General features: G+C 64.5%; 18 protein-coding genes. 11 read left to right on the top strand and 7 right to left on the bottom strand.

The window, feature by feature from the left end:
* Positions 1-57: 57 nt before the first annotated feature.
* On the bottom strand, positions 58-807 hold the full coding sequence (locus IM701_RS15635; protein WP_370584377.1) for a 3'(2'),5'-bisphosphate nucleotidase CysQ: 750 nt from the start codon (positions 805-807) through the stop codon (positions 58-60).
* 107 nt (positions 808-914) lie between these two features.
* On the opposite strand from IM701_RS15635, the gene IM701_RS15630 reads away from it, so the two are divergent.
* Together IM701_RS15630 and IM701_RS15625 are read left to right on the top strand one after the other, a co-directional pair.
* Positions 915-2024: a hypothetical protein gene (locus IM701_RS15630; RefSeq protein WP_039334563.1), complete on the top strand. Its 1110-nt coding sequence runs from the start codon at positions 915-917 to the stop codon at positions 2022-2024.
* A gap of 13 nt (positions 2025-2037) precedes the next feature.
* Positions 2038-2502, top strand: coding sequence for a nuclear transport factor 2 family protein (locus tag IM701_RS15625; RefSeq protein WP_193828688.1), 465 nt, complete (start codon positions 2038-2040; stop codon positions 2500-2502).
* Positions 2503-2504: 2 nt separating this feature from the next.
* Here the strand turns inward: IM701_RS15625 and IM701_RS15620 are convergent, their stop codons facing one another.
* Genes IM701_RS15620 through IM701_RS15605 form a run of 4 tightly spaced genes read right to left on the bottom strand, consistent with a single transcriptional unit; the run spans position 2505 to position 5016 of the window.
* Positions 2505-3182: an SDR family NAD(P)-dependent oxidoreductase gene (locus IM701_RS15620; RefSeq protein WP_193828687.1), complete on the bottom strand. Its 678-nt coding sequence runs from the start codon at positions 3180-3182 to the stop codon at positions 2505-2507.
* 16 nt (positions 3183-3198) lie between these two features.
* Positions 3199-3975, bottom strand: a complete 777-nt coding sequence (locus IM701_RS15615) for an SDR family NAD(P)-dependent oxidoreductase (protein WP_193828686.1) — start codon at positions 3973-3975, stop codon at positions 3199-3201.
* A complete protein-coding gene (locus IM701_RS15610; protein ID WP_193828685.1) occupies positions 3972-4541 on the bottom strand; it encodes a carboxymuconolactone decarboxylase family protein in 570 nt (189 codons plus the stop codon). The genes IM701_RS15615 and IM701_RS15610 overlap by 4 nt, the downstream gene beginning before the upstream one ends.
* A gap of 13 nt (positions 4542-4554) precedes the next feature.
* Entirely contained in the window at positions 4555-5016 is a 462-nt protein-coding gene (locus IM701_RS15605; protein ID WP_039334555.1) for a nuclear transport factor 2 family protein, read from the bottom strand.
* Between the two features lie 410 nt (positions 5017-5426).
* On the opposite strand from IM701_RS15605, the gene IM701_RS15600 reads away from it, so the two are divergent.
* The 9 genes from IM701_RS15600 to IM701_RS15560 all read left to right on the top strand — a co-directional run bounded on the left by IM701_RS15600 (position 5427) and on the right by IM701_RS15560 (position 12998).
* A complete protein-coding gene (locus IM701_RS15600; RefSeq protein WP_193828684.1) occupies positions 5427-6638 on the top strand; it encodes an acyl-CoA dehydrogenase family protein in 1212 nt (403 codons plus the stop codon).
* Positions 6639-6652: 14 nt separating this feature from the next.
* Entirely contained in the window at positions 6653-7483 is an 831-nt protein-coding gene (locus IM701_RS15595) for an alpha/beta fold hydrolase (RefSeq protein ID WP_230487907.1), read from the top strand.
* Positions 7470-8264, top strand: coding sequence for a fumarylacetoacetate hydrolase family protein (locus tag IM701_RS15590; protein WP_193828682.1), 795 nt, complete (start codon positions 7470-7472; stop codon positions 8262-8264). Before IM701_RS15595 ends, IM701_RS15590 begins: the two co-directional genes overlap by 14 nt.
* Positions 8265-8275: 11 nt before the next feature.
* A complete protein-coding gene (locus IM701_RS15585; protein WP_039334548.1) occupies positions 8276-9217 on the top strand; it encodes an acetaldehyde dehydrogenase (acetylating) in 942 nt (313 codons plus the stop codon).
* A 13-nt stretch (positions 9218-9230) separates the two neighbouring features.
* On the top strand, positions 9231-10268 hold the full coding sequence (dmpG, locus tag IM701_RS15580) for a 4-hydroxy-2-oxovalerate aldolase (protein WP_062343355.1): 1038 nt from the start codon (positions 9231-9233) through the stop codon (positions 10266-10268).
* A gap of 61 nt (positions 10269-10329) precedes the next feature.
* Positions 10330-11100: an SDR family oxidoreductase gene (locus IM701_RS15575; protein WP_039334546.1), complete on the top strand. Its 771-nt coding sequence runs from the start codon at positions 10330-10332 to the stop codon at positions 11098-11100.
* A 14-nt stretch (positions 11101-11114) separates the two neighbouring features.
* Entirely contained in the window at positions 11115-11645 is a 531-nt protein-coding gene (locus IM701_RS15570; RefSeq protein WP_039334692.1) for an SRPBCC domain-containing protein, read from the top strand.
* A gap of 7 nt (positions 11646-11652) precedes the next feature.
* On the top strand, positions 11653-12186 hold the full coding sequence (locus tag IM701_RS15565; protein WP_039334544.1) for a nuclear transport factor 2 family protein: 534 nt from the start codon (positions 11653-11655) through the stop codon (positions 12184-12186).
* Positions 12183-12998, top strand: coding sequence for a nuclear transport factor 2 family protein (locus tag IM701_RS15560; protein WP_193828681.1), 816 nt, complete (start codon positions 12183-12185; stop codon positions 12996-12998). Before IM701_RS15565 ends, IM701_RS15560 begins: the two co-directional genes overlap by 4 nt.
* A 9-nt stretch (positions 12999-13007) precedes the next feature.
* Here IM701_RS15560 and IM701_RS15555 read toward each other — a convergent pair whose 3' ends face one another.
* A complete protein-coding gene (locus IM701_RS15555) occupies positions 13008-13802 on the bottom strand; it encodes an SDR family NAD(P)-dependent oxidoreductase (RefSeq protein ID WP_193828680.1) in 795 nt (264 codons plus the stop codon).
* Between the two features lie 20 nt (positions 13803-13822).
* Entirely contained in the window at positions 13823-16405 is a 2583-nt protein-coding gene (locus IM701_RS15550; RefSeq protein WP_193828679.1) for a TonB-dependent receptor, read from the bottom strand.
* Positions 16406-16508: the final 103 nt, after the last annotated feature.

Here is a 16508-nt window from a genome sequence, read left to right as displayed (position 1 = left end):
ACCCCCTGAAATTGAGGGGATTACCTGCCTTCTATTTGGATGTCTGGCAATTGCCCATCAAGCGCGCTGAACAGCCTTTATCCGGGATAGGACCATTTCGGCATGTTCCTTACGGCAGATCAGCAGGTCAGGCATGTATGTGTCAGCCTTGTTGTAGACGAGCGGGCTTCCATCGATGCGGCTGCAATGCAGGCCATGCGCCAAGGCGACTGCGACGGGCGCGCAGGAATCCCATTCGAACTGGCCGCCCGAATGAAGATAGATATCGGCATCGCCAAGGATAACGGCCATCGCCTTGGCCCCGGCGCTGCCCATCGGCACGAGCTCGGCCCCGATGGCCTCGGCCACGGCCACCGCTTCGTACGCCGGGCGCGTGCGACTGACGACCATGCGCAAGGTTTCGGGCGCGGGCGGCACTTCGCGAGGCTGGTCGGTGCGCAGGACGATCCCGGCACCCCCGTTCGCGCCTGGCAACGCCACCGCGCCTGTGCTTGCCACGCCGTCAATGGCCAGGCCGACATGCACCGCCCAGTCGGTCCGCGCCTCGCCATATTCGCGCGTGCCATCGACCGGATCGACGATCCAGGTGCGCGAATACTGCAGCCGGTCAAGGTTGTCCTTTTCCTCCTCCGAAAGCAGGCCATCTTCCGGCCGCTGTTCGCGCAGGGCGTGGACGAGGAACTGATTGGCCGTGGCATCGCCGGCCTTGCCCAGCTTCTTGAGGCTGAGCATTCCGCTTTCGCGCACTGTCAGCAGCAGCTTTCCCGCCACTTGGGCAAGATGGGCTGCAAGTTCTGCATCGGTCATCGCGGCAGAAGGCGTCACGGCATCAGTCATTCGGAGAAGCTCCCTCAGGCTCGGCTTGCAATTCAGCCGTTCGCCCCTAAACCAAAGCTCCCATATGGGAGGAAACGGTGGCATTCACGCATACGGACCAGCAGGAGCTTTTCCTGCCGCTTGTCGAGGGTGTTCACGAAACGCCGCCGTGGGGCGCGTTCATGCGCAATCTCGTCGCCCGCACATATGCGCGCCGCGCTTTCCTCATCATTACCCTGGCCAATGCCATGCCTTCGCAGGAGCCGACCGTCATCCATGTCACCGCGCCCCGCGCGGTGAGGGAGCGTCAACTCGACTTCCGCCGCATCAACGCACTCGGCCTGCACCCCTATGGCCAGCTGCGGCCAGGCCGTGTCTATGCGATCGACGAGATGCTCGATTTTGACGATCCCGCGCGCCTTGCCCTCCAGCGCAGCGCTCTGGCCGAGATGGGCATTCGCTACGGGCGCTGGCTCCGCGTAAGCGCCGGCGGTGCGGCCGATGCGTGGCTGCTGCTGGTGCGCGAGCGTGAGGATTTCAGCTCTGCTGCCGTTTCCACCCTTGCCGCCATCGGCCCGCACCTTGCCGCTTCGCTGCGCACGCTCGCCGCACTTGCCGAACAGCGCTTGCAGACCGCGATGGCACAAGCAGCCCTTGCTCGGCTCGGCGCGGGTCAGCTGGCTTTTGATGCAGGCGGACGGGTCATGGCAACCGACCCGCAGGCCGAGCGAATGCTGACCTTCGCTCCCGCCCCGGATCCCCGTGGTGGGCGACGGCTGCAGCTCCTGCCCGCTGCCAGCAGCGCGCTCGAAAAGGCTTGCAGCGCCATCGCCGAGGGCCATATCGAAGCGACCGCGATCCTGCTTGATCCTGCGCGTGACCTGCACATGCTCCTGCGCAAGTGCGACCTTGCCCTGCCCGAACCACACGCCCTGCCCGCCGTGATCGGTACGCTCCGCACCTCCGTCCGCGAGGATGAGCGCGCGGGAACCCGCATCCTGCGTGAACTGCACGGCCTGTCCGACCGCGAAGCCGCGCTTGCAGAGAAGCTGAGCCGCGGCGAGACGATCATCGAAGCGGGGCGTGCCCTGCGCCTGACCGACGAGACCGCACGAAACTATTCCAAGCGCATCTACGCCAAGACCGGGACGCGCGGACAGGGCGACCTTGTTCGCGAGGTGCTCGGCGGCCTCACTCCGTTTGCGTGAAAGCACCAAGCCAATGCCGGAAGCCACCGATTTCTCTGCCCGCCTCACTGCTCTTGAAGATCGCGAAGCTGTGCGAGAGCTTGTCGCGCGCTACGGACCGCTTGCCGATGCAGGCGATGCCCAGGCCCTTGCCGAGCTCTGGACCGAGGATGGCGAATATATCGTCACCGGCTTTGCCACGGCCAGGGGCCATGCCGAAATCGCCGCGCTGATCGAGGGCCCGGTCCACCGCCAGCTCATGGCCGATGGTTGCGCCCATCTCCTTGGCCCTGCTGCCGTCACTGTCGCAGGCGATGTCGCCACTGCGCGCTGTCATTCCTTGGTGCTGCGCCACGAAGCAGGCAGCTTTGTGGTCCACCGCGTCTCGGCCAACCGCTGGTCGTTCCGCCGCACCGCGAAGGGCTGGCGGGCAGTGCGGCGCGAAAACGCCCTGCTCGATGGTGCGCAGGCAGCCCGCGCACTCCTGCAGGGCATGTAGGGTTAGCCCCCGCGCGATACCGGGATCAGGGCCCCGCTCAGGTTGCGTGCGCCGGGCGATGCCAGGAACACGATGACCTTGGCCAGCGAGGCCGGTTGCACCCACTGCGAAAAGTCGGCGTCGGGCATGTCGGCCCGGTTCGTCGGCGTGTCGATGATGCTCGGCAGCACGGCGTTGACCGTGCAGTCCGTCCCGGCAAGCTCGGCGGCAAGGCTCTCGGTCAGCTTGTGGACGGCCTGCTTGGATGCGGCATAGGCCCCCATCCCGCCGCCTGCCACCAGCGCGCTGCCCGCGCCGATGTTGACGATCGCCGCGCCCGGCGTCGCGCTCAGGGTCGGCAGCGCAGCCTTGGTCATGGTCACGCAGGTGGTCGCGTTCATCGCGAACATCCTTGCCCAGGTCTCGGGACCGCCATCGGCGAGCGTCTGCCACACGAAACCGCCCGCCACGTTCACCAGAACGGCAATGCCGCCCAGCGCCGCCTTGACTTGCTCTACCGCCGCCGCTGCGGCAGCGGCATCGGTCAAGTCCACACCGCCGATGTCGAGCCCGCCAGGGTTCGCGTCCGGCGCCGAGGGCGCAAAATCGATCCGCGCCACCTTGTCGCCATTGTCGCGGAACGCCTGCGCCACGGCGCGCCCCAGCACGCCAAAGCCACCTGTAACGATTACCGAACGCATCGTGTCAAAAACTCCTTCAAGGCCGTTGCGAATGGCGGATGCCACCATCGACGACAATCTCCGCGGCGGTGATATAGCTGGCTTCATCCGACAGGAGAAAGCGGATCGTCGTCGCGATCTCTTCGGGCTTGCCGAACCGGCCAGGGAATATGCGCGGACCGTAGATCTGCGCCATCCCGTCTCGCATCTCGCCAAGGATCGGCGTGTCGATCATGCCGGGGCTCAGGGCGTTGATGCGGATGCCATCGTGCGCAAGCTCGTCGGCCATGGACCGCACCAGCGATATGACCGCGCCCTTGGCCGCCGTATAGATCGGGATCATTCCGTTGCCGAACCATGCGTTGATCGAAGAGATTGCCACCACCGCGCCGCCCGGATGCGCCTTCAGGTCATCGCGGAAAGCCTGAACCAGTTCGATCACTGCGCGCACGTGCAGCGCCATTCCGGCGTCGAAGTTCTCGGGCGTGACCCCGCCAATTCCGGTCTGCACCGCCGTGCCCGCACCGTGGACGATACCGCCAATGCTGCCAAGCGCAGCGCGCGTTTCGATTGAGGCCGGGGCAACCGCCTGCGGTTTGCGCAAGTCCACCGCGAGGCCCACCGCCGCCACGCCATATCGCGCCGCGATGTCGGCCGCGGCAGCGTGGGCGCCTTCGGCATTGATGTCCCACAGCGCCACCGGGCGCCCCACTTCGGCCAAGGCATGGGCAGTGGCCAGGCCGATGCCCGATGCCCCGCCGGTGATCACCACACCCGTCCCGGGCGTGCCCAGCCTCTCGTCACTCACGCTCATGCCGATTCCCTGCCTGATGGATTTGTGGCCAGGCAAACGGTGTCAAACCCAAGGACATGCGCCACGCGGCCAAGGCCGACCCATGCCGCCACGCAATGCGCCAGATCGACGATCTCGCCATCGCTGAAGGCTTCGTGCATCCCGGTCCAGAAATCCTCGTCCGCCGCCAGTCCTTTCGGGTCCGTGCCGAAGCGCTCGGCAAAGGCGATGGCCAGCCGCTCCCGCGGTGAAAACAACCCGGAGTCCTGCCAGTTCTCCACCGCCGCATAGAACGCCTCGTCGGGCGCCGGGCCGTTTGCCGTCACCAGCCGCTCGGGCATCTCGCCACCAACCGAGAAGGTGATTTCCGCATCGCGCGCCGCGCGGAAGTCCTGGCAGATCATGCAACCGTTGATCTGCGCCGTGCGCATGCGCGCCGCCTCGAACTCGCGTAGCGAGAGCCGGGTCTCGCGATAGACGGCAAAGGAGAATCCGGCTGCAGCGGCCATGATCTCGCGCGCATGGGTTCGCGCGGCATGGCCATAGGGATCGCTGGCCGCTTCGGCGGGCACGGAAATGCGCAACATCGGCAGGCGCTCCTCAGTTTGCAGGGATCTCGGGCACGGGGCCCATCGGCGGCACGTTGTGCGACCACGCCATGTCCTCGTGGCGCTCGGCAATGCGCCAGCCATCGGGCGTGCGGACCAGCCTGTCACGATACCAAAGACCGATGAAGAAGACCTGCTCCTCGCCCACCGCGCTGCGATGGACCATCGGGTTGAACAGGATCGTGCGCGCCCGGGCGGTGTCGCCGTCAAGGTCAAGCTTGGTCGTCGCCACCATGTGCTGGAACATCGGAAAGCGATCCAGCGCCACCGGCAACCACGCCTTGATCTGCGCGAAAGTACCCGCGGCGCCTCCGGTTTCGGAGTAATCGATCTGCGCGTCTGGCGTGAACACACGGTCAAGCGCGTCCCAGTCCCGTTCGTCGATTGCGAAGCAATAGCGCGCGAAGAGGTCCTGTATTTCCAGCCTGTCCGAGATTTCCTGAAGCGACATCATCGCGCTGCCCCTCTCCGCCTTCCTTTTGGCTGCGAATCATACGCAACTGCTTTGCTGTTGAGATCATGCATGGCGCTTCTCGCAAAAATTATCTACATTGTCTGCGCAATTTGTGTTGGTTGAAAAGGTTCATGGGCCGTCGGGCACTGGCAAGGCGGGGAGGGGCATCAGGAAGGACGTCTGCGGCCACAACGCGACCTGGCATACACTCCCCGAGGTGATGCCCATGCACGCACGCCGTGTGGATGTCGCAAGTCCTCCATGTGCAATGAGCCGCAATTTTATCAATATCAAAAGCCGATATGCTTTTTGATTGACGATTTGCGTATCTGTTGCGATATCTTTTTACGAATGCATTGCCACGTAAAGCAGTGTGTGAGTCGAAAGTCGTACCGGAGGAGAGGCCGCTCATGGCCAGCGCAGCTGCAATTTCGCTCGAAAGCTCGATCCCGTCGGGCGAAGAGCTCGTCGCCCGGGCAAGGGCCATGATCCCTGCCTTGCGCCAGCGCGCGGCCGAATGCGTCGCCGGGCGTGACGTTCCGGCGCAATCCATTGCCGAATTCCGTGAGGCTGGTTTCTTCCGCATCCTTCAGCCCAAGCGCTGGGGCGGCTACGAAATGCACCCCAACGTCTTCTACGATGTGCAGCGGGCACTTGCCGAAGGTTGCATGTCCACCGGCTGGATGTACGGCGTGGTCGGCTGCCATCCTTATGAAATCGCGCTCTTTCACGAAGAAGCGCAGGCCGAGGTCTGGGGCGAGGACACCTCCACCCTCGTGTCCTCCTCCTACCAGCCCGTCGGCAAGGTGACCCCGGTCGAAGGCGGTTATCGACTCTCGGGCCGCTGGGGCTTCTCGACCGGCTCCGTCCATTGTCAGTGGGTCGTATTGGGCGCGATGGTCCCGCCGCGCGAAGAAGGCGGCGTGCCCGACATGCGCGCGTTCCTGTTGCCCCGCGCCGACTATACGATCGACACCGACAGCTGGCACGTCTTCGGTTTGCAGGGTACTGGCAGCCATGACATAATCGTCGACGATGTGTTCGTCCCCGAACACCGTACTCACCGTTCGATCGACGGATATCTCTGCACTAACCCCGGCCAGCAGACCAACACGGGGCCCCTCTACACCCTGCCCTGGGCCCAGGTTTTCATGCGCTCGGTCTCGACCGCTGCCTTCGGCGGCGCGCGCGCTGCGATTTCTGCCGCCATGGACATTGCCCAGAACCGCGTCTCGACCAACACCGGCAAGGCTTCCAAGAACGATCCGTTTCTTCTTGCCGCCATCGCCCGTGCGCAGGCCGAAGTGACGGAGATGGAGCAGACCCTGCGCCTCACCTTCGATGAATTGATGGCCCTGGCCGAAGCAGGCGAGCCGATCCCGATGGAGAAGCGCACCCTGTTTGCCTACAACTCGGCCAGCGTGGTGCGCCGCATGGCCGATCTGGTCGACGACATGGTCAAGCTGCTGGGCGGTCGCGCGATCTACACGTCCAGCGCGATCATCCAGCCCTGGCTCGATCTCAACGCCGGCCGCGCACACGTCGCCAATGACCCGGCCAATCGTACGCTCGACGTGGTCGGCGCGATGCTCGGTCAGGAACCGACCTTCACCTTCCTCTGATGGGAGCGCCACCCTTGGCTAGCCTGACCCAGACCACGCATCGCGTCTCCGGCGGATACGAAATTGTCATTGCCGAAGCGGGCGATCCTTCCGCGCCTGCCGTCGTCTTCCTGCACGGCAGCGGCCCCGGCGCCTCCGGTGCGTCCAACTTCCGCCAGAACATCGATGCTTTTGTGGACGCCGGTTACCGCGTGATCCTGCCCGACCTGATCGGTTATGGCGGCTCGTCCAAGCCAGAGGGGCTGGACTACACGCTGCAGCTCTTCACCGATACCGTGTACGAAGCGCTCGTCGCCCACGGCGTGACCAGCGCCAGCCTCGTCGGCAATTCGCTGGGCGGCGGCATTGCCCTGCTGATGACGCTCGACCACCCCGGCTTCACCCGCAATCTGGTGCTGATGGCCCCTGGCTGCGTGGCCGAGCGCGAGGCCTACTTCGTAATGCCGGGCATCACCAAGATGGTCTCCAGCTTCGGGGGGCCGGACTTCAACCTGGCCGAGCAGAAGCGCCTCGTCTCGAACCTCGTCCACCCGGACTTCGCCCCCAAGATCCCGGATGCCCTGGTGGAGGAACGCTTCGCCGTCGCCCGCACCCAGCCCAAGGACGTGCTGGTGCGCATGCGCACGCCCGACCTCTCGCCGCGGCTGCCGGAAATCACCCAGCCGGTCTTCGTGCTGTGGGGTCTGAACGACGAGTTCTGCCCGGAAGCCCATGCGCGCCTGTTCCTCGACCATTGTCCCGATGTCCGCGCGATCACTTTCGGCCGCACCGGCCACTGGGTCCAGGTCGAACGCGCTGCCGAGTTCAACGCCTTTGCCATCGAGTTCCTCAATGCCCGCCGATAAGATCCAGCACTATGGCGCGGCGCTTTACGAAGCCCTGCGCACCCGCAAGACCATCGCCCCGCTGATCGAGCAGGACCCCTCGCTGACGCTCGACGATGCCTATGCCATCAACCTCGATTTCCTTTCGCGCCGCGTCGCCGATGGCGAGAAGGTCGTCGGCAAGAAGATCGGCGTGACCAGCAAGGCCGTGCAGGACATGCTTGGCGTCCACCAGCCCGACTTCGGCTTCCTGACCGACTGGATGCATGTCGAAGGTGACATCGACATCGACGCCAAGGCCCTGATTGCTCCGCGCGCCGAGGCCGAGATCGCGTTCATCCTAAAGAGCAGCCTCAATGGCCCCGGCGTCACGGCCGCTGACGTTCTTGCAGCCACCGAAAGCATCGCCCCCTGCTTCGAGATCGTCGACAGCCGCATCGACAACTGGAACATCAAGATCGTCGATACCGTGTCCGACAACGCCTCATGCGGGGTCTACGTGATCGGCAATGAACGGCTCGACCCCGCCGGGCTGGACCTGCCCAATCTGCACGTGGCCGTCACCAAGAACGGCGAACCGCTGTCCGAAGGCCATGGCCACGCAGTTCAGGGCGATCCGGCACAGGCGGTGGCTTGGCTCGCCAACACGCTCGGCGCCTATGGCGTGACGCTCGATGCGGGCGACGTGATCCTGTCGGGTTCACTCGTCCCGCTCGCGCCCGCCGTGAAGGGCGATCGCTTCGAAGTGACACTCAGCAACGCTGCAGGGCCACTCGGCACCTGCGTCGCCAACTTCGTTTGAGGAATACCTGAATGGCACGCGTCAAGGCCGCGATCATCGGTTCGGGCAATATCGGCACCGACCTGATGATGAAGATGATCAAGTACCCGCAGAACATGGAACTGGCGATCGTCGTCGGCATCGACGAGAAGTCCGAAGGCCTGGCCATGGCGCGCGAACACGGCATCGCCACCACGCACGAAGGCCTCGAAGGCCTGCGCGCCCACCCGCTCTACAAGGACATCGGCATCGCCTTCGACGCGACCAGCGCCTACGCCCACAAGGTCCATGACGAGGCTCTGCGCGCCGATGGTATCCAGGTGGTGGACCTTACCCCCGCGGCCATCGGTCCCTTCACCGTGCCGCCGGTCAACATGGGCCAGCACCTCGACCAGCCCAACGTCAACATGGTGACTTGCGGCGGTCAGGCGACGATCCCGATGGTCGCCGCCGTCGCCCGCGTCTCGGACAAGCTCCACTATGCCGAAATCGTGGCGTCGGTCTCCTCGCGCTCGGCCGGACCCGGCACCCGCGCCAACATCGACGAGTTCACCCGCACCACCGCCCGTGCGATCGAACAGGTGGGCGGCGCCGCCAAGGGCAAGGCGATCATCATCCTCAATCCGGCCGAACCGCCGATGATCATGCGCGATACCGTGTTCACCCTGTCCGAAGGCGGCGATGAGGACGCCATCCGCCGGTCGGTGGCCGATATGGTGGCCGAAGTGCAGAAGTACGTCCCCGGCTACCGGCTCAAGCAGGAAGTCCAGTTCGAACGCTTCGGCGACAACAACCGCCTGAAGATTCCTGGGCAAGGCGAATTCACCGGCATCAAGTCGATGATCATGCTCGAAGTCGAGGGCGCAGGCGACTACCTGCCCAGCTACTCCGGCAATCTCGACATCATGACTGCCGCCGCCAAGGCCACCGGCGAACTGCTTGCCGCGCGCCGCATGGCCGCTGCTGCCGCCTGAAGGAGATCGGACGATGACTGCCACCTTCAACGTCGAAGCCGGCGACAAGCTCTACATCCAGGACGTGACGCTGCGTGACGGCATGCACGCGGTTCGGCACATGTACGGCATCGACCACGTCCGCGCGATTGCCTCGGCCATCGAGAAGTCGGGCGTCGATGCCATCGAGGTCGCCCATGGTGATGGCCTTTCCGGCGCCAGCTTCAACTACGGCTTCGGCGCGCACACCGATTGGGAATGGCTGGAAGCCGTGGCCGACGTGCTCGACAAGTGCGTGCTGACCACGCTGATCCTGCCCGGCGTGGGCACCGTCGAGGAACTGCGCCGCGCCTATGACATCGGCGTCCGCTCGGTCCGCGTCGCCACGCACTGCACCGAGGCCGACGTCAGCAAGCAGCACATCGGCATCGCCCGCGATCTTGGCATGGACGTCTCGGGCTTCCTGATGATGAGCCACATGATCGAGCCCGACGCCCTCGCCCAGCAGGCGCTCCTGATGGAAAGCTACGGCGCACAGTGCGTCTATGTCACCGACAGTGGCGGCGCGCTTGACATGGACGGCGTTCGCGCGCGCTTTCAAGCCTATGACCGCGTGCTGAAGCCCGAAACCCAGCGCGGCATGCACGCCCACCACAACCTCGGCCTCGGCGTCGCCAACTCGATCGTTGCCGCGCAGTGCGGCGCGGTGCGCATCGACGCTTCGCTGACCGGCATGGGCGCGGGCGCGGGCAACGCCCCGCTCGAAGTCTTCATCGCCGCCATCGATCGCAAGGGCTGGAACCACGGCTGCGACGTGATGATGCTGATGGACGCTGCCGAAGACCTCGTCCGCCCGCTGCAGGACCGCCCCGTCCGTGTCGACCGCGAGACGCTCGCACTGGGCTATGCCGGGGTCTACTCCAGCTTCCTGCGCCATGCCGAAAAGGCTGCCGAGACCTACGGCCTCGATACGCGCGCGATCCTCGTCGAACTCGGCCGCCGCAAGATGGTCGGCGGACAGGAAGACATGATCGTCGACGTCGCGCTCGACATGCTGAAAGCGCAAGCCTGACCTGAAAAACAAACGGCGAGAGGGAGATAAGACCCCCGCCCAACCCCCGGGAGAAAATGCCATGATCCTCAAGGACAAGGTCGTCATCATCACCGGCGCAGGGCCCGGCATGGGCCAGGCCGCGTGCCGGGGTGCGGCGAAGGAAGGTGCCAAGGTCGTCGTCACCGCCCGCTCCAAGCAGGCCATCGAGGAAGTGGCGCACGAGATCGTCGCGGCAGGTGGCGAAGCCATCGCGGTGCCGCTCGACGTGACGCAGATGGATCAGTGCCAGGCCGCAGCCAGGGCCGCGCTCGACCAGTGGGGCCGCATAGATGGTCTGGTCAATTCGGCCTACTATCACCCTGATTGGGGCCCGCTGATCGAGCATGACATCGACCAGGTGCTGCAAGCGTTCGATGTCGGCGCGGCAGGCGCGCTGCGCATGGCCATGGCCGTGTTTCCCACGATGAAGGCGCAAGGCGCTGGCTCCATCGTCAACATCTCCACCCTCTGCACCCGCAAGCCGATGCCCGGCGAAGGCGGTTATGGCATGGCCAAGGGCGCGCTCAATCACATGACCCGCCACCTCGCGGTCGAGTTCGGCGGCACCGGCGTGCGCGTGAACACCGCGCTGATGGGCTGGATGATGGGCGCTCCATTGGAAGGCTTCATCCAGGGTCTCGGCGAAGGCGCCGAAGCGTTCCGCAAGCAGCGCGCCAGCGAGATCCCGGTAGGCCACATCCCGCCCGACGCGGATTGCGCCAAGGCAGTCTACTTCCTGCTCTCTGACTACGCCTCGGAAGTGACCGGCGCCATGCTCGACGTCAACGGCGGCGACTGGGTCGCGGCATAAGGGAGGGCACGATCATGTTGCTTGACTGGATGAAGAGCCACCCCACCCTTGCCGACGATCCGGTTTCGGGCTTCGATCCCGATGCCGTGACCGTCAGCGAGACGGTGGAGATCGCAGCCCCCGCCCGCGTGGTCTGGGCCGTACTCACCGACATGCCGCGGTACAGCGAATGGAATCCGTTCTGCGTGCGCGCTTCCTCCACACTCGAAATGGGCGCGGCGGTCGACATGACGCTGGTCAACTATGCCGTGCCCGGCACGCTCGTGCCCAACTGCGAATACATCTGCGCCTTCGAGCCCGAGCGCATGATCTCGTGGGAGATGGTCCACTCCGATCTCTGGCCCTACCCCGCGCGCCGCGATCAGGTGATCGAACCGACCGGCGATGCATCATGCCGGTACTTCTCGACCGACGCCTTCCTCGGCGCCAATGGCATCCACGTCTTCCGCTTTGCCGGACCGTGGGTAAAACGTGCGTTCGACGATAGCGCCCGCGCGCTCAAGGGCCGCGCCGAAATGCTCTACGCACAAGAACAGAAAGCCTGATCCCGCAATGCCTTACACGCTCCAGCAGCTCTCCGACATGGAAGAGATCAAGGTGCTCAAGCACCGCTACTTCCGCGCTATCGATACCGGCGATTTTGCTGCCCTGCCGGCGCTGTTCACGGCCGATGTCGCCTGCACCTACAATGGCGGCACATACAAGGTCTCGCTGTCAGGGCGTGACGCCATGGTCGAGTTCCTGTCCAATTCTTTCCACTCGGGCGCGCTGGCCATGCACATCGGCTCGATGCCCGAAATCAGCGTGACCGGCGACAACAGCGCCACCGGCCTGTGGTATCTGCAGGACGTGTTCATCGACCTCGAGAAGGACGCCCACACCTTCGGCACGGCGATCTATACCGACGCCTATCGCCGCGAAGGCGGGGTGTGGAAGATCGAGTCCACTTATTATGATCGCGTGATCGAAGTCTTGCGCAAGTTCAGCGAGATGAAGGGCAAACCTTCCGTCCAGCGCCTCGCGACCACCGGCCGCAAACCGCACGAACGCACCGACATCAGCCACCTCATCCACTGGGACGAATGAGCACTGCGCCGGTCAAGGTCATCGCCCTGCTCCGCAAGAAGGAGGGCCTTAGCCGCGAGGCATTCATCGCCTATTACGAGACGCGCCACGCCCCGCTGATCCGCTCGCTGCTGCCACACATTGCCGACTATCGGCGCAACTACGTCGACCGCGACGGCGCCTTCAGCAGCGCCGTTGCCGCAATCGACCTCGACAGCGTGACGGAAATGCGCTTCGCCAGCCGCGCGCATTACGACGCTTTCCTCGCCGTCGCGTCGGACCCGGAAGTTGCCGCCCGGATCGCGCATGACGAGGAGAACGTCTTCGACCGCGCCGCCACGCGCATGTTCGTTGTGGACGAGGTTCCGGCTGCGCCCCCGGCATCGGGAACCCTGGCTCAACTGACGGCCGAGCGCGCGATCCGTGAAGGCCTCGCCCGCTTCGCGCGCGTGATCGATGCAAAGCAGTGGGACGCCTTGCCAGATATCTTCGCCACTGACCTGACCTTCGACTACGGCCTGGGCGAACACTCCGGGATCGCCGCGCTGGAAGCCAACATGCGCCGCTTCCTCGATCTCTGCGGGCCAAGCCAGCACCTGATCGGCAGCATCACGATCGACGTTGCGCCCGGCAGCCTGACCGCAACCAGCCGCGCCTATGTCCAGGCCCGCCACCAGCGCCCCGGTGACACGGGCGGTCCAGTATTCGACACGAACGGCGAATACATCGACCGCTGGACCCTGCGCCCCGAAGGCTGGCGCATAACGCGCCGCGATGCCCTGTGGCACACCAACAGCGGGGACGCGGCAATCATCTGGAGTGGCGCCGACTGAGGCGACGCTTCAGTCGTCCCCGAAATCCGGCACCCACGGCACGCCATTGATATGGCCGCCACCGTCTACGAACAGGGTATTGCCGGTCAGATACCGCGCGTCCTCGCTGGCGAGGAACAGGGCGACGCCGCCGATGTCCGCCTCGGGATCGCCCATGCGGCCCATCGGGTTTGCGGCGGCAGTCGCCTTCGCCACGTCGGGCGCCATTTCCGCAAAGCGGCGATAGGCGGCCGAGACTGCTGCCGGGCAGATCACGTTGACGCAGATGCCATGGGGCGCCCATTCCCGCGCCGCCGTGCGCGAATAGGCCCGCACCGCTTCCTTGGCGACGTTGTAGTCTGCGCTACCCATGTGTGCGTTGACGCCGTTCAGTGACGCCATGTTGATCACGCGGCCCCAGCCCCGCGCCTTCATGTGCGGCAGTGCCCGCTCCATCGCCCACTTGGTCGCATAGAGGCACATCTTCAGCGCATCGTCGAAGCGCGCGTCGGTCTTGCGCTCGATCCGCACCGGCCCCTCACCGCGATAGGCGTTGTTGACGAGGATATCGACCGCACCGAACCGCTCGGCACACAGGTCCACCGCCGCGAACACATCGTCACGGGAACAGACATCGCACTGGATGAAGACCGCCTGAGCCCCGCCTGCACAAAGCTGCTCGACCACCGCCGGACCGCGCTCGGCATCGTAGTCTGCGACGACCACGCTCGCCCCTTCCCTGGCGAAGCGGCGAGCAATGCCTTCGCCGATGCCATCGGCACCGCCGGTAATGACGGCGGCGCGCCCAGCAAGTCTTCCCGTCACGCCGCCGTCTCCTTCTCTCGTCAGTTGCCGAAGCTGTAGCGCAGGCGCAGGCCGAACATGCGCGGCTCGCCATAGATCACGCTCTGCGCGCCGATCGTCTGGAAGATGCCCGTGTTCGAGATGATGTAGTTCTTCTTGGTGATGTTGGTGGCGAACAGGCTCAGGTCCACCGGCGCGCCCATCACGCCCTTCCAGTCGATCGTGGCGTTGAGCAGGCCATAGCTCGGCAGCAGCACGCCCGGTTCGTTGATCGTCCCATCCGGGAAGCGCTCGGTCGAAAACGGCGCGGTCGGCTGCTTGTCGGTCCAGTTGTAGCTGAGGAACAGGCTGAAATTGCCCACATCTTCCGAGACCGGCAGCGAGAAACGGCCATAGACCGACAGGATGTTGGGCGAGAGGTACTGCAGCGGACGGCAGGTCATGTCCGCCCCGGCAAAGACCTTGGGCGAAGTGATCGACTGCGCGGTACAATCCCACACGCCCGAGCTCGAATCGAACTTGAAGGATTTGTACTTGGCGCTGAGGTGGCTGTAGTTGCCGCCCAGTTCGATGTTCTGCGTCGGCTGGATCATCGCCTCGACTTCGACGCCCTTGATCTCGGCCGAAGCATTGTTCAGCGTGATCGCGCCATTGCCGCCGGTCGCGCGGTTGAAGTCCCCGGCTGCACGCTGGATGTTCTTGTAGTCCAGCCAGAAGCCGTTGACGTTGAACCGCCCGCGCATGCCCCCGGCGTTGAAGTCGGTCTTGAAGCCTGCTTCGTAGTCGGTGACGGTCTCCGGCCCGAAGGTGCGGGTGTTCTCGAACACGGCATAGCTGTTGAAGCCACCGGCCTTGTAGCCGCGCGTGACCTTGCCATAGACCATGATGTTGTCGTTCGGGCGGTAGTCGAGCCCGATGGTCCAGTTGGGCGACGAGCTTTTCAGCCTTGCACCGAACAGGCAGGTGTTGAGCGGATCGGCGATCGGCTGCGTGGGATTGGGATTCGATTTCCACGAACACGCCGTGACATACTTCGCCCCACCCGGCAGCGGGACATAGCTGAACGATGTGGTCGATCCGTCCACGGTGTCCCAGGTATAGCGATAGCCCGCTGTCAGTCGCAGGCGGTCAAGCGCAGGCGAAAACGCGCCGAAATCGAGCGAGCCCTGCGCATAGAGCGCCTTGGATTCGTTGGTCACGCTGATCTGGCTCTGGCCGATGGGGCAGCCCGTGACAGACTGCAGGCCGCAGACGTTGATCGAATAGGACACCATCGTGCCTCGGGGGCTCTGCTTGTAGTAGAAGCCGCCGACCGTATAGGTCAGCTTGTCGTTCAGCGCCGTGCCCTGGAACTGCAGTTCCTCGGTCACCTGCTTGTACCAGTCACGGGGGGCGGTGCGGCTCTCTACGGTCACGCCGGTATCATAGACCGGAGCGATCGTGCCATCCTGGTCGTTGGCGTAGTACGACTTCAGTTCTGCATAGCTGAAGATGTTGCGCAGCTTGAGAGTGCTGGAAAGTTCGATGTCGGTGGTGTTGTTGATGCCCCAGGATTCCAGCTTGGCGAAGCTGTCCATGCCATGCGCTGTCTGGCGGATGCCGCGCGCGTTCTGCTGATTGAGCAGGTTGGTGTAGTAGCTGCAATTGGCAGGGCCGGTCCCTGCACCGCAGAAATTGAAAGTCGGAGCGATTGCGCCCAGTGGCAGGGATACGCCCGGTGCAACCAGGATCGGCCGCGTGGCGAGGCCAACGAAATAGTTGGTATTGAAGTTCTTGGCGATCGAACCCGTGCCATTGCTGTGCGACTTGCCATAGTAGCCCAGCGTATAGTTGGTGACGCCCTCCACCGGCTCGATCCACAGCCCGACGCGGCCCATGCGCCAGTGCTGGTCGTCGCGATCCTTGTTCCAGTTCACATCATGCGTGAAGCCGTCACGATCGCGTGAGGCTCCGACAAGCCGCAGGCGAACCTTGTCCGAGATCGGCAGGTTCAGCACCGCTTCGGTCTCGACCATGCTGTAGTTGCCAAAGCCGGCCTGGACATAGCCTTCGAGCTTGTCGGTCGGCTTGGCCGGCGTCAGCAGGATCGCGCCACCAGTGGTGTTTCGTCCAAACAGCGTGCCTTGCGCGCCGGCCAGAACCTGCACGTTCTGCAAGTCGACGAAACTGCCGGGGCCACCTTGGCCGGAAAGCGTGATCGCCGAAACCAGCGGGACTTCGTTCATGTAGACGACGACCGCGGGCGATCCCTGGAACGATGCGCTCTGCCCGCGGATCGATGGCGACATCACGTCGCGCGAAGCCTGCCCGTTCGGGCCGACGACCAGCGACGGCACGGAAGCCTGCAGATCCTGCAACTGGGTAAGCCCGCGTTCGCGGATGCTTTCTGCGCTGATCGCGGTGATCGAGATCGGAACGTCCTGTGCGCGCTCTTCGCGGCGGTTGGCCGTGACGATGATTTCCATGTTGTTGGGCACGCTGTTTTCCGCAGCCTGCTCATCCGCAGCATCTTCTGCAGCAAAAGCGATCTTCGGCGCAGCAAAGCTGCCCAGCGAAACGCTTGCCAGCAACGCCCAAGCGACCCGTCGTCCCGTTTCCGAGCGTGCACGCATTGTGTCAGACATCGTTCTCTCCCTCCAAGATCGCACTTCCCATGCCTCTGCGGCGAAACACGGATCGACAGGATGAGCGGCATCCCCGCGCACGCCCCAAGCATGCACGACGACA

Source organism: Novosphingobium sp. ES2-1 (assembly GCF_015169775.1).
In the GTDB taxonomy this organism is placed as follows: Bacteria; Pseudomonadota; Alphaproteobacteria; order Sphingomonadales; family Sphingomonadaceae; genus Novosphingobium; species Novosphingobium subterraneum.
The sequence above is the reverse complement of the archived record's forward strand: the minus strand, read 5'-3'. Positions and strand labels throughout refer to the sequence as shown.